The organism is Algoriphagus aquimarinus, from assembly GCF_900112005.1.
Classification (GTDB): domain Bacteria; phylum Bacteroidota; class Bacteroidia; order Cytophagales; family Cyclobacteriaceae; genus Algoriphagus; species Algoriphagus aquimarinus.
Window position 1 is genome coordinate 121,498 of sequence record NZ_FOKK01000005.1, and the last position, 12,974, is coordinate 134,471.

General features: G+C 41.4%; 12 protein-coding genes. 5 read left to right on the forward strand and 7 right to left on the reverse strand.

Annotated features, from left to right (window positions below):
* Window position 1: 1 nt before the first annotated feature.
* Together BM291_RS22455 and BM291_RS08175 are read right to left on the reverse strand one after the other, a co-directional pair.
* Complete coding sequence (locus BM291_RS22455) at window positions 2–2,704, reverse strand: alginate lyase family protein (RefSeq protein ID WP_317045648.1); 2,703 nt, start codon at window positions 2,702–2,704, stop codon at window positions 2–4.
* Between the two features lie 45 nt (window positions 2,705–2,749).
* Window positions 2,750–3,109, reverse strand: a complete 360-nt coding sequence (locus BM291_RS08175; protein ID WP_245786806.1) for a helix-hairpin-helix domain-containing protein — start codon at window positions 3,107–3,109, stop codon at window positions 2,750–2,752.
* Between the two features lie 143 nt (window positions 3,110–3,252).
* Here BM291_RS08175 and BM291_RS08180 point away from each other — a divergent pair, with 143 nt between their 5' ends.
* The 4 genes from BM291_RS08180 to BM291_RS08195 all read left to right on the forward strand — a co-directional run bounded on the left by BM291_RS08180 (window position 3,253) and on the right by BM291_RS08195 (window position 5,861).
* Complete coding sequence (locus BM291_RS08180; RefSeq protein ID WP_092896179.1) at window positions 3,253–3,459, forward strand: type II toxin-antitoxin system VapB family antitoxin; 207 nt, start codon at window positions 3,253–3,255, stop codon at window positions 3,457–3,459.
* Window positions 3,456–3,839, forward strand: coding sequence for a PIN domain-containing protein (locus BM291_RS08185; RefSeq protein WP_092896181.1), 384 nt, complete (start codon window positions 3,456–3,458; stop codon window positions 3,837–3,839). Before BM291_RS08180 ends, BM291_RS08185 begins: the two co-directional genes overlap by 4 nt.
* Before the next feature lie 126 nt (window positions 3,840–3,965).
* A complete protein-coding gene (locus BM291_RS08190; protein ID WP_092896183.1) occupies window positions 3,966–4,355 on the forward strand; it encodes a DUF302 domain-containing protein in 390 nt (129 codons plus the stop codon).
* A gap of 237 nt (window positions 4,356–4,592) precedes the next feature.
* Window positions 4,593–5,861 (forward strand): aminotransferase class V-fold PLP-dependent enzyme, encoded by a 1,269-nt coding sequence (locus BM291_RS08195; protein WP_092896185.1) that lies wholly within the window; start codon window positions 4,593–4,595, stop codon window positions 5,859–5,861.
* 202 nt (window positions 5,862–6,063) lie between these two features.
* Here BM291_RS08195 and BM291_RS08200 read toward each other — a convergent pair whose 3' ends face one another.
* From BM291_RS08200 to BM291_RS08210, 3 genes are all read right to left on the reverse strand, one after another.
* Entirely contained in the window at window positions 6,064–6,444 is a 381-nt protein-coding gene (locus tag BM291_RS08200) for an iron chaperone (protein ID WP_245786807.1), read from the reverse strand.
* A gap of 55 nt (window positions 6,445–6,499) precedes the next feature.
* Window positions 6,500–8,059, reverse strand: coding sequence for a M81 family metallopeptidase (locus tag BM291_RS08205; RefSeq protein ID WP_092896521.1), 1,560 nt, complete (start codon window positions 8,057–8,059; stop codon window positions 6,500–6,502).
* Between the two features lie 140 nt (window positions 8,060–8,199).
* Window positions 8,200–9,297 carry a VanZ family protein gene (locus tag BM291_RS08210; protein WP_092896187.1) on the reverse strand — a complete coding sequence of 366 codons (1,098 nt, stop codon included), beginning with the start codon at window positions 9,295–9,297 and terminating at the stop codon, window positions 8,200–8,202.
* Window positions 9,298–9,454: 157 nt separating this feature from the next.
* On the opposite strand from BM291_RS08210, the gene BM291_RS08215 reads away from it, so the two are divergent.
* A complete protein-coding gene (locus tag BM291_RS08215; RefSeq protein WP_175499666.1) occupies window positions 9,455–9,793 on the forward strand; it encodes a nucleotide pyrophosphohydrolase in 339 nt (112 codons plus the stop codon).
* Between the two features lie 8 nt (window positions 9,794–9,801).
* On the opposite strand, the gene BM291_RS08220 is transcribed toward BM291_RS08215, so the two are convergent.
* A complete protein-coding gene (locus tag BM291_RS08220) occupies window positions 9,802–11,280 on the reverse strand; it encodes a sulfatase (protein WP_092896188.1) in 1,479 nt (492 codons plus the stop codon).
* Between the two features lie 147 nt (window positions 11,281–11,427).
* The gene (locus tag BM291_RS08225; protein ID WP_092896189.1) at window positions 11,428–12,906 is read right to left on the reverse strand and encodes an alpha-amylase; all 1,479 of its coding nucleotides are present in this window, start codon (window positions 12,904–12,906) and stop codon (window positions 11,428–11,430) included.
* Window positions 12,907–12,974: the final 68 nt, after the last annotated feature.

A 12,974-nucleotide genomic window follows, 5' to 3' on the forward strand; every position in this document is an offset into this window, starting at 1 on the left:
TCTAATCCTTATCGATCTTCACCCCCTTAAACATCACCTCATTCTCACTCACTCTCAATTTCTTTCCACTCGTAGTTGTTACATTCTTAAGCGTCACTTCCTCGGTTAGGACATAAGGAGATTTCTCCTCATAAGAATCATCGGTCATGTCTGAATTGAAATTCCCAAAAATAGCTGGGCCTTGATAATTTTCGGGATGATTGGAGTCATCGATTTTAAGGTTTTCGATGATGATTTGCTCTGGCATATAGCAGGTATAGCCGAAATCATGTTGGCCGGAATTATAACCATTAATCAAGGAAGCGCTGTAGGTTTTTCCACCATTTGGAATAAAAGTACAGTCACGGATAATTAATTTTCCCTCCCAAGTGCTACCATAATCGGAGCGAAGGTTGATCAGGCTCCTTCCACGGATAATCGAGTTCTCCACGGTGAAGGTTCCAGTGCCGATTGCATTGATTCCCATGTGACCAAGAGTCGAGTTGCGTATGGTGGCATTGGCCACGCCCATGTGCGCATCGAAGCGGGACAGCGTGCAATTGTCGAAAAGTAGATTCTTGCTGTAGTTGGAACCCATGATTCCCCAGAAATTACCATCGTCGATATCGTTGGTCTGGCTGCAGTTGATGAAGGATACATTCAGCGCGCGATTCACCAAAATATCATACGTACCCATTGACACAGGCTTGCCGGCATTTCCTATTTTTTGGTAGATTCTGTGTCCCGTTAGGATGGTGTTTTGGACAGTGACATTGGTGCAGCTACTGATACTAATAAACCCGCTGTATGGCGAGCCAAATTCACCTTCGGCTGTAATAAGATGTTTCAAACCGTCGACAATGACATTGGATCGCTGTATAGAGATGTTCCGCTGGTAATAGTGATAAGTCGCATCTTCGCTATTGGCAATGGTGGTAAAGATGCCCCCGCTTATGTTCAGCGTCTCTTCATCAATCGGAAGTGCGGTGATTTCTGTGATCTGATCAAAATCCCAAATGATAGGTGCATTGCTGTCCACATTGCCGTCTTTGTCTACCAAGAAAATATCTGTCTGCGGAGCACCATTGTTTTGGTTCAGCCCAAATCGGATATACTTCATTTCATTGGAATTGGTGACGCTGATTAAGGAAGTGCTAGGTAAAGAGATGTCTATCTTCTCTTGATTTCTCGTAAGGGAACTTATTCCTTCCAGCTTATAAGGTTTCAGTGTTGAGCTGACTAGAAAAACTGAAGCATTTCGATTTTCTACTTCTCTATCGTCAATTAGGAAGGAAGCTGTCCCAAAGTCAGTGTCGGTTTGTATGATCGCCGTCTGCTCTTTGCCTCCGATGTAATAGGTAGCTCCATCATCTGCCTTTACTTTCAGATCGTGTGCATTGGCAAATTCATGAGTCGTTGCGATAGCTTCCATATCATCAGTTTTACCATTCCCTTTGGCACCGAAGTCAGAGTAATAAACTTCACCAACAGCTTTAAATTTGGCTATTTTCTCCGGTGATAGATTTGCTATAGATGGTACGCTAGCTGGTAGTTTTTCTTCAGAGCTCCAAAGCAAAGGAAACCGCACAGGCATATTTCGGATGACTTCTGGTGTATCAAAGTCAGCATCAAGGCCATTCCAGAGCTCTAAGTATTTTTCTTCCTTATAGGCGTCTCCTCCAAAAAGCAGGAATGAATGTCTCACAGGCCATTTATCCCAGTACATTACATCCTTTTGGTAAGGCCACGAATCTTTGTTGGCTACATAGGGGTAGAGAAATGAAATGCCCTGCTCCAGTGATTTGCCATCGGGGGTTTGGTAAGAGAATAAGTTATCCGAATCCTCAGCATAAACCTGGCAAAGCGTAGCCATAGCATCTAGTGTGAATAGGGAATATCCGTAAGGTTTGGTGCGCTTGAGTTCCAGAGGAAAGCTTCCATCGGTAGCCATTTGATCCGGCAGAATCACTGTTTTATACATTTCTTTGCAGTAATCCAGTACTTCCTGGTTTCCTACGAGTTTTGCGAAAACTGCTGCTTGCATGGCCCAGCATACGCTGTGATTATTCCCATGATCCCGCTCAGCGATTCCATAGGGATGAGTTGTCATCCAAGTCAGGTAGTTCGCAAACCAGTTTTTCATCTGTTGAATCTCCGAATCGGATATTACCCCAGATCTTTCCACGGCTTCGATCGCTTTCGCCACTTCCATCAGTTGAATGGTGTCAATGATGCCAATACCTCGCCCTGTCACCTTGCCTTTGATGGCTTGTGCGAAAAGTAAGTTTGGGTTCATTCTCGTGGCTTCGTCGATAAACCAAGCCTTCAGATGGGGAGCCAACGCAGTGACATACTTATTGTCTTTGGTGACCAAATAAGCTGAAGCCAATGCGCCAGAAATCTGACTAAAGCGGATCATTGCCTCGCGATGCGCAGTGAAATTATCGGGATTGGTCAGCCCATCTCTTTGAATGTACGGGCCATCCGAATTTGCTGGATCTGGCCACCAATAATCTCCTTCGGAATAGAAATCATGAATTCCACCCGCACTTCGGGCACTACTTTCTGCAGTTACTGTGATTGGCTTTTCGCTAGCATATTCATCCGCCAATCGAATTACTCTAGCACGTTCTTTTGCAAAGAAATCTGTGTTGCCAGATTCAGTATGTGGCTGAGTTAAAAATGAGCTGAATGCAAAAAATAGAATAAGGATGTATTGAATCATTTTGGGCTTTAGGGATAATCTGAAACGAGAAGTTTAAAATGCACTTTAATCTGGGGTTTTGAAAGACAATTCCTCTTTCTTCAAGGCATCTATTAGTTTAGGGATTGAACTTTTTCCCATACCGTGAAGAGAGAGAATTTCATTTTCGGTAAATGTGGCGAGCTTTTCTAAGCTGTTAATTTGCTTTGATTCCAAAGCCCTACGAGCAGGAGCTGGGAGTTTGGACATAAATCCTTCTGTGGGTTTTCTCTCCTTTTCGCAGATCGGGCAGGTAGGACAATCACTGGTTTTATAGAATTGATGGCCTTTGTCACAGGTTTTGAGTGGCATAGTGTTGAATTTTTTTCTAAGGAAATACTTCTTGATATTTTCACAAGAGGAGATGCGTTTTTTTAATGTTTTCAAATGAAAATAAATTTTATACGATAGGCTTTCGTATTTTTATGTATAAACTATAAAGCTATGAAATCGAGCATTTCTCAGGTTTCCTACACTGGGATGATTATATTCTATGCGAGATTTTATGTGGCCAATAAAATCATAAACACATGAAAGTCACTGCGTTAATCGAAGATAAATTGATCCAAGATGTGATCGAAATGTCTGGAGCAAAGAATGTCACTGAAGCCTTGAGGATAGCGCTTCGAGATTATTTGTCCCGTAAAAAATTACTACAATTGTCTGGTCAAATGGTAGCTGAGCCCATAGCATTCACTTACGGCGCAGATAAATTGAGAGGTATTAATCAGCAATGAAGCCGGTTTTAATCGACACTTCTGTTTGGATAGAATTTCTAAAAGGAAATCCAGATTATTTTCCACCAATGATTGCTTTGATGGAGGATGGTGAGATTTTTTCCTTGGAGTTGATCTTTGCGGAACTGCTTCAAGGAGTGAAGACAACTAGAGAACTGAATTTGATTACCGATTTTTATCGCCAATTGAGGATTTTGGATCAGCCTGGTTTGATTTTCGAATCAGGTAATTTTTCTAGAAAAACAGGATTAATCAATCGAGGCATCGGGTTGATCGATGCAGTAATTATTTATACTGCCGAAAAGTTTGATTTACAAATCTGGACTTTGGATAAGAAAGTCATTAGTTTTTTAGGAGATAGGAGAGTTTATCAGCCTTAGTGATTTTCGTTGAATAAGAGCTTTAAGGATTCTTGAAGCCGTTAAAATAGCATGTTAAGTAGTTCTCTAAGTCGTTAAGTGACTCATGTCACTATCCTTTTAGATGATTTTTCCGTTATTGAACACATGAGCTATTATATAACAACAACGATACAAGGTGACTTCAATCAAGTGATAGACAAAGTCACAGAAGAATTGAAAAAGCAAGGTTTTGGAGTGCTGACAACTATTGATATGAAAGCTACGCTGAAGAAGAAACTGGATGTAGATTTTCATAACTATCAAATTTTAGGCGCCTGTAATCCGCCCAATGCTTATAAGGCCTTACAGGCAGAAGACAAAATCGGTTTGATGCTTCCATGTAATGTGATTGTACAAGAAAAGGAAGTTGGCCAGATCGAAGTGTCGGCAGTTGATCCTGTGGTCTCCATGATGGGAGTTAAGAATGATGGGTTGGAACCTGTCGCCGTAGAAGTGCGGGATGGCTTGAGAAATGTAATAGCCGCGTTGGCGTAACCCAGTTTTTATTTACAAGTTTTGAAACTATGGCCTGTGAAAACACAGGCTATTTTTTTTAGCATAATGTGATTAGGCTACAAGTATAAACTGTAGACCACAGTCATGGAAACAGATATCATGATCCTGATGGTTAAAGAAAACTCTTCCGATCAACCTGTTTTTAGACTGACTGCTAGTATTCAGGTTGATTTATTGGTGATCATTTCCTAACTCATAAAGATAGCCATCGACCTTATGAAAAGCAGAAGATCATTTATCCAAAAACTAGGTGCGGGAATAGCTATTCCTGGATTAGTCTCATTTAATTCTCCAATTCATACTTCTCTAAAATCTATAAACCACTCTCTGGAAGGAGAGGAGTTTTGGAATGATTTACGAAAGAAGTTCCCGCTGAAGGATAGTCGAGTGTATTTGAACAACGGGACTTTTGGCCCGTCCCCACAAGTGGTTTTGGATGCTTTGCAAAGCTCATTTGTCGAAACAAATACAAGCGGGGAATATGGCCATATAGAGCCAGAGCGTGAGAAATTAGCAGCTTTTGTGGGGATCACAACTTCCGAGATTTCACTAACTCATAATACCACTGAGGGCATTAATATCATGTGTTGGGGACTGCCTTTGAAAGCTGGAGATGAGGTAATCATTACGTTACATGAACATGTAGGAAATGCCTTGCCTTGGCTGAATCGGGCAAAATTGCATGGGATAGTCTTGAAGCCTTTTGAACCTAAAGCTACTCAAGCTGAGAATTTAGATCTGATTAAAAGCCTAGTAACATCCAAAACCAAAGTGATTGCGATTCCACACGTCACTTGCACTACAGGATTGGTTTTTCCCATTAAAGAGATTTCAGCTTTTGCTAGAAGTAAAGGGATATTCACAGCAATAGACGGAGCTCATGGAGTGGGCACTTTCGATCTGGACCTGAAAGATCTGGGCTGTGACTTATACGCAAGTAGCTACCATAAATGGATGCTGGGGCCAAATGGTACTGGTTTTCTATATGTGCGAGAGGAGGTTTTGGAACAAGTTCAAGCATACCAAGTTGGTGCTTATTCTGATTTGGGATGGGATATGTACCAAAGTCCCCCTGAGTTTAAAGGGTATGTGCCTACCGCTCATCGTTTTGATTATGGAAGCCAAAGTTTACCGATGATGAAAGGTGCAGTGGCAGCGGCAGAGTTTCATGGAGAAATAGGGAAGGAGAAAGTAGAAGCAAGAGTACGGGAGTTGAATCAATACTTATTTGATGGACTTTCAGAAATGAATTCCCATTTGGATATTTTGAGTTCCTCCGAGCCAGAATCCCGGATCAGTATGGTCACTTTTAAACCTAAGAATTTGGATTATCAAGAAGCTGCAGGCTTGATTAGTAAAGAGGGTTTCAGAATTCGACAAGTTCCTGAAAGTAAGCTGGATTCTATTCGGATTTCAACACACATCTATAATAATAAAGCCGAAATTGACAGCTTTCTTGAAGCGACTAAAAATGTACTGGGTTAAGATTTCGGCTATTAAGCACAACGTCCGCAAAGGTTTCGCAAAGTGTGCAATTCAAAAGCTTCATCTCCTGAGATAATAGGGCTGAAAGCCCAAAATATCTGAGCCTAGCTCGTTAGGGTTGTGTAGAAAAAATAATTATCCTGTCACATAGGCCTGAAAGATCGAGAAATCACTTTTCTTCCAATTCAAAAATTCAAACTTACTAGATTTTTTTCTTCTTCAATTCCAATTTAGCTTGGGCTTCAGCGGCTCTGAATAGCGTGATGTCAGCGATCAATTTAAGAGGAAGGGGTTTGTCCAGTGGGAATTGAATCGCCCCTGTGGTAGTCAAATATTTCTTCAGTTCTTTCTTGAATTGGCTTACTCCGCTATTGGTAGGATAAAAGCCTATGTGTTTTTTCGCAGCGGCGAAGTAAACAAGTACCTCGGTTGTCTTGTATGCTGGTACTTGGTAACTGACCACTTCCTTGGCTTTTGGTACAGCTTTCAGAATTGTCGTGCGCATTTGCTCTAGCTTTTCCCGCACTTCAGGAGAGCACCAGCTTAGATATTCCTCAACTGAGGATGGTTTTGCGTTCATCATATTATTGAGATTTTAGAGTTTGACACAAGAATCAAGACTTTTTTTTCATTACATATCAGTCGAGCTTATTGGCAGCAGGCACTAATTTAGCTTTGAAATCTGGATCTGCCATATCTTTATCCAGTGGGAACATAGGTCGATTGATACGCTTGTAACCCAGTCTCTCCAAATCCTGATCTACGCCACCTGGAGTAAGGGCCATCACCCAATCTGCTCGCATATCGTACAATTCTGGAACAAGATATCCGATTTTTACTACCACGATATTTGCTTCTCTTGGCTTCAAGCCTAGGTCTGTAAAATCACTTTCGTTATGATAGGGCTTACGTTTTTTGGTGACGATCACATGTACGGAACCTACTTTCACTACTACTTCTACTTCCGCAGCACTGTCACCTTCTTTGATTGATTCGACTGTTCCTTTTAGCATTACGGGAGGGGCAAATCTGTCATCTATAGCCGCACCTGCTGTTCCTTCTACTTTCCCACCTACTCCGGCTGCAATTGCTTTCTCTACAAATTCTGGCCCTGGAATAGAAGCATAAATCAACGTTGGGCCATTTTCGGATTTGAACTCAGGTCGCTTCAGTATTTCTGTCAAAGTCCAGGTCACATCTCCAGCACCACCGGCAGTAGGGTTGTCACCCATATCAGAGATCATGAATGGCTTTTTATCAGAGGCTAGTGCCATTTTCAAACTTTCATCCAGCGTAGCAACTGGTGCTACGAATTCGAATTCATTTCGCACATCCCAAAAGCTTTGCGCTAATTCTTCAGCTGATTCTGTCACAGCTTTCTCGTCGTCTCCAGTTACCATCACTACGGCATGATTTCTAGGTTCGTCTGCCCAGGCATAACCTATCCAAATCGCGGCATCGATCACGCCTTCCTTTTTGGTCATAGGGTCTACTTTAGCATAGAGACTCTTTCCTGGGTCAATTCTCGTACTTGTCTTTTCGCCAGGAAGCAAAATCGGAACAGGGATCCAGGCTTTGTAAGCAGGCTTTCCCTTGCCACTTTCCAATCGGTCCAGCATGTTTTCAACTGCTCTTTGCTTTGATTCCAAAGCATCCTCATGCGGTGCCATTCTGTAGCAAGTGATCAGGTCTGTGTTTTCTGCCAATCTCATGGAGACATTGCCATGCAAATCCATAGAGGTGGAGATCAATGTCTCTGTCCCAACAACTTCACGAACGCGAATGATGAAGTCGCCTTCAGGATCATCCAGCCCAACCACGCTCATTGCCCCATGGATATCGAAGAAAAGCCCATCGTATGGCAGGTTTTCTTTGAGCATCGCTAATGTTTTTCCGACCAGCTCTTCATAAGCCTCTCGAGTTACGATTCCTCCGGGAATGGCATGACCTCTAAGTGTCGGAAACCATTCTGCTCTGGCTCTGTCATCTGAAGCCGAATCTAAGAAGGGATAATAATTGAAAATATCTACTCCTTCTCTGGTACGGAAGGCCGCCACATCACTAGTTGCTGGAGAAAAAGTGCTGGACTCAATTGCCAATCCTGCGATGGCTATACGAGGTAGGGGTTTCGATTCTTCTTTGGTCGAACAAGAAATGCTAACTAAGAGGATGAATAGAAGGGCGATAAAATTTCTCATAGCAGAAGGGCTAGTTTTTATTTTCAAATGAAAATGGCATTTGCCAATATCAGCTTTCAATTTAAACTAACATCTCGAAACATTATCTAAAATTTCTAAGAATGGTGTAAATCTAAATCAATATTTTTTTCAAAGATCTATTAGTTTGCATCAGGACGATTCGCAAGAATCTGGGTAGTATGCGCAAATCTATCCAACCAGCCTCTATGATCTTTTCTTATAAAAGTCACCATAACGGTACCTACAAACCAGATCGCCAGAAAAAGCAGGTATAGGAATAGATAGAGCCTGTTGTCAAATCGAGTATCTATAAGGAATTTGGAGACTTCCCCGACTAAAAACGGAAGGATCAAAAATACGCCATATCGGGCAATCAGAACTTTATAGGTAAGCTTAAGTCCATCCATTTTGATGATTCGGATTCCGAGCAACTTTTTACCAAATGTCTGTCCATTGGTCATTTTGCTTACGAAAATAAAATAAAAGAATATCAGACCGACTTTCATCAAGGAGAGTAACCAAACGTTCTCAGATATCCCTTCAATGATATAGGAAGTGAATAAAATCACCAGTAAGGAATCGACAAATATTGCTAAAAACCGCTGGGTCAACGTGACTTCAGATCGGTCTAAAAGTGGTTTTTTCGATACGTTAGGCAGAACATTTGAATATCTGGCGATCACAAATCCAATGAAGCAGCCAAAAGTATTGGTGATCAAGTCATCAACTTCAAAATGTCTATACCTACAAGGATACAAGCCATATAGCGCTGTGAGCTGAGTGATTTCAAAGAATAAGGAGGCTAGAAAACCAATTAGAGTGGCTAGGCCAGCATTTTTTATTTGGAACAAATACCTTAGAAAAAATCCCAGAGGTATCAGAAGTAAAACATTAAAAGCCGTCACCATAAATGCATTACTTTTCACGATGCTGAATAGCGAAATATTACCTTGAACTTCTTGGAAAGTTTGTTTTACAAATCGGAAAGGAAAAAAACTTGGGTCAACTTTTCCAATTCTGAATTCACAAAACCCTTCCGAGATTACTGGAAGAGGAAGGACTGTAAGAAAGAAGGCCGTTGTCGCATAGAAAGCGAAAATGTATAAAACTAAGCTTCGGTTAAACTGGACATAGCCAATTTTCTTATACTGAAAATAAGCATAAGGGACTACACTTGCCGCGGCAACTAAAGGGAAATAAATAATTGAAGTTCTGATAGCTTCAAAATAACTGTTCATGCAATCTGCGTTGGCTTCGCTGATAGCTTTGAAAGCTTCAGCTCCTTAGGTTTTCATTCCAAAAGATGACCTTTTACAATAACCGATCCTTTTAGAGGTCAATTCATCAAATAGTACACCGATAGATTGTTAATTTTGACTAAATCATCCCTTACCTATGAAAGACGAAATCACTTTAAAAGAAGCTCAAGAGCAAGTTGATCAGTGGATCAAAACAGTTGGTGTTCGATACTTCAATGAATTGACCAACATGACTATTTTGATGGAAGAAGTGGGTGAACTGGCCAGAATAATGTCCAGAACCTACGGAGAGCAATCTTTCAAGGAATCAGACAAGGGCAAAGATCTGGGAGATGAGATGGCTGATGTGCTTTGGGTTCTCATTTGTCTAGCCAATCAGACTGGCGTCGATCTTACCGAGGCTATGAAAAAGAACTTCGAAAAGAAGAATGTTCGTGACATCGATAGACATAAGAATAACGAGAAACTGAAATAGGAAGCTTATTACTTTTTTTCGTAAAGCCCAGTGTTTCCTTCTTCCAGTAAAGGCATCAATTCAGCAACTATTTTAGGGTTTTCTCCCGCAATGTTCACTGATTCCAAAGGATCCGTGTTATGATCATATAGCTCAATAGTTGGCTCGGCACCTCGAAAGTATTTGGTCAACCTATAGCGATCCGTTCGCATAGAAATACCATTATGATAGTAGGAGTAGGCTATATTTCCGGCCTGAGCTTCCTTAGATTTTAATAGGCTAGCAAAGCTTTCACCATCCAAATCTGTGGGGTTTTTAACTCCTAGCAATTCCATGATAGTGGGGTAAATGTCCACTGATTCCACAATTGAATTGTCGATTTTGCTGACTTTGGACCCTGGGATTTTAAATATCAAAGCTGAGTTTAGGGCATTTTCAAAGAGTGTATGCTTACCCCAGATTTGCTGCTCTCCAAGGTGCCAGCCATGATCTCCCCAGACAATCACAATCGTATTTTGGTCCAATTCCAGCGCTTCTAGCTCGTCTAATATCAAACCAATCTGAGCGTCTGAATAGCTGGCAGCCGCGTAATACGCATGCTTGATTTTCTTTGCGTAAGCATCTGAAAGCTGATGATCTAAGCCTGCTTTCTCTTCACCAAGTTGATATCCATTAAACTCCCCACTTTCAAGTAGACTTTGGCGTGCGACATTTTGAGGGACTGTAGGGTTTTTGGCCAATGGGATTTGATCCTCAACATATAAATCCCAGTATTTTTGCGGAGCAGTAAAAGGTAAATGTGGTTTGAATAAGCCAACGCCTAGGAAGAAGGGTTGAGAGCTGTTTTTCAGTTCTCTTAGTTTCTTGATAGCCAATTGGGTAGTGAGCCCATCTGGATAACCTAAGTCATCCACATCTCCTGCTTCATAAGGCTTGACTTGCTTTTGCATGCTCTGACGATTTTCTCCATCTGCATATGCAAAAAATGCATTCCAACCAGTCCCCCATTTTCCATGGTCGAATAGCAATTCATCCCAGCTGTAGGGCAATTCTCTTTGGCTAGAAACTTCTTCCTCATAGCCATACACATAGCCATCAGCGGAATGAGAGATTTTTCCAATTCCTACCGTATGATATCCATTTCTTTTGAGATGATGGATGAATGTCTCCGGCGTCTCGGATTCTGGGGTTTGATGGAATTCATCCTGCATGATATTATTCCCTAGTTGCGCTTGTCGACTTGGTCTTTTACCAGTGAGAAAGGCAGCTCGGGAAGCTCCACAGGTGGGAACTTGCACAAAGTGATTGGTGAAACTCACACCTTCAGAAGCTAGTTTGTCTAGATTTGGAGTTAGTATGGTGCTGTTCTCAAAATGACCTAACTCTGAACGAAGATCGTCTACTGCTATAAAGAGGACGTTAGGTCTGTTTGATTGCGCAAATCCGGAAAAGTTGGTTAATCCTACTAAGGCAATGAATACTATATGTTTTAAAAACTTGTGTTCCATTTTTTACTTGATTTTCAGATACCCAATCTAGAGCATTCGCTAGGTAGATAAAAGATGAATTACAGGAATCCTGAAGTTTTGAAAAAATAGTAGTTGATAAAAAATAAAAAGAGCTGGAAATTTATTTTCCAGCTCTTCGATGTAGTTCTAAATTACTTCAGTCCAGACAGAAACGGAGCCTGGTGCGCAATGGAACTCGGCCCATCCAGATTCATTCACCCAAACTTCATCTTGGATTTTGCCTAGAATGTCTCGGAAACTTCTTCCCGAATACCGTACGCCTATTTCCATGGAAATAGTAGTTCCGTCACCGTTTGACATGACTACAGCACAACCGGAGTGATTTTCATCTCCCTCTCTTGTCCAGCCGATAGCATTTGCACTTTCGAAGTAGTCACGCTGCGTCCCAAATGCAAAATCCTTCCTTGCATATAGCATAGGTTCTAATTCATCCACTCGATTGATAAATATCTCGTAATCTTGACCATCATCTCCTTTGTCCCAATAACTAGCGCCAAATAGATCCGGGTAAAAAACACAAGGATAACCATCTTTGCGAAGCAGAATCAACGCATAAGCCAAAGGCTTAAACCACGCTTCAACCGGTGCTTCCAATGCCTGAAGAGGCTGCGTATCGTGATTGTCGACGAGTGTTACGGCTAGTTCTTGGTTGTGTGAGACCAGTGATTTGTTGAAGATTTCCCGCAAATCAAATTGACTTCCCATATTAGAAGCTACGTGAAAACTGTGATGCAAGGCAGAATCAAATAGGCTCATCGTACCCTCTGTCGCATCAATGTATTTAGTCAATACTTCCAAATTCCCTGGAGCCCAATATTCACCCACTGCAAAAATGTCTTTACCCGTACGCTCCCTAAGTAAGTATAGAAATTCTTGAAAGTAAGCTGGAGGGATGTGCTTCACAGCATCCAAACGTACCCCGTCATAATAAGTGAGTTCGTGTAGCCAAGTAGCGTAATGTAGTAGTTCTTCCTTGACTGCGGGATTTCTGAACTCAATGTCACAAAACATCAAGAAATCATAGTTTCCTTTTTCATTCGTAATCATTTCCTCCCAGTCATTTCCATATTCACTCATAAGGTTGAATATTCCATGCTCCTGATTTCGGTGGTCATAATCTACCCCACTAAAGCAATGTTTATCCCAAATGAAGTCAGAATATTCCCCATTTCGGCCAGGGAAGGTAAATCTAGTGAAGGCCTCAATTTCGTACGGTTCAGAGATGTTTTCAAGCCGATTTTGCTCCTTTACTTTTATAGCCTGCATCAATTCGGATTCATCTCCGCCGGCTTTGTGATTAAAAACAAAATCGACGATGACTTGGACTCCTCTATCATGAAGCGCCTGAGTAGCCTCTATGAATTCGTCTTTAGTGCCGTATTTGGTTCTTACAGTGCCTTTTTGGTCAAATTCACCTAGGTCAAATAAATCATATGTGTCATAACCTACGCTCATTCCGCCTTGTTCCCCCTTAGATGCAGGAGGCAACCATACGCTGGTAATCCCTAGATTTCCCAGGTATTCGGCTTTCTCTTTTACTTCTTTCCAAAGTGTATCTTCGGGAGAATACCAATGGAAAAATTGGATCATGGTTCCATTTTTCATAAAAACTTGTCTAATGTGAGGTCGATTATTTTTCTATATCAAATCAAAATCAAATGAAAGGCCAAATA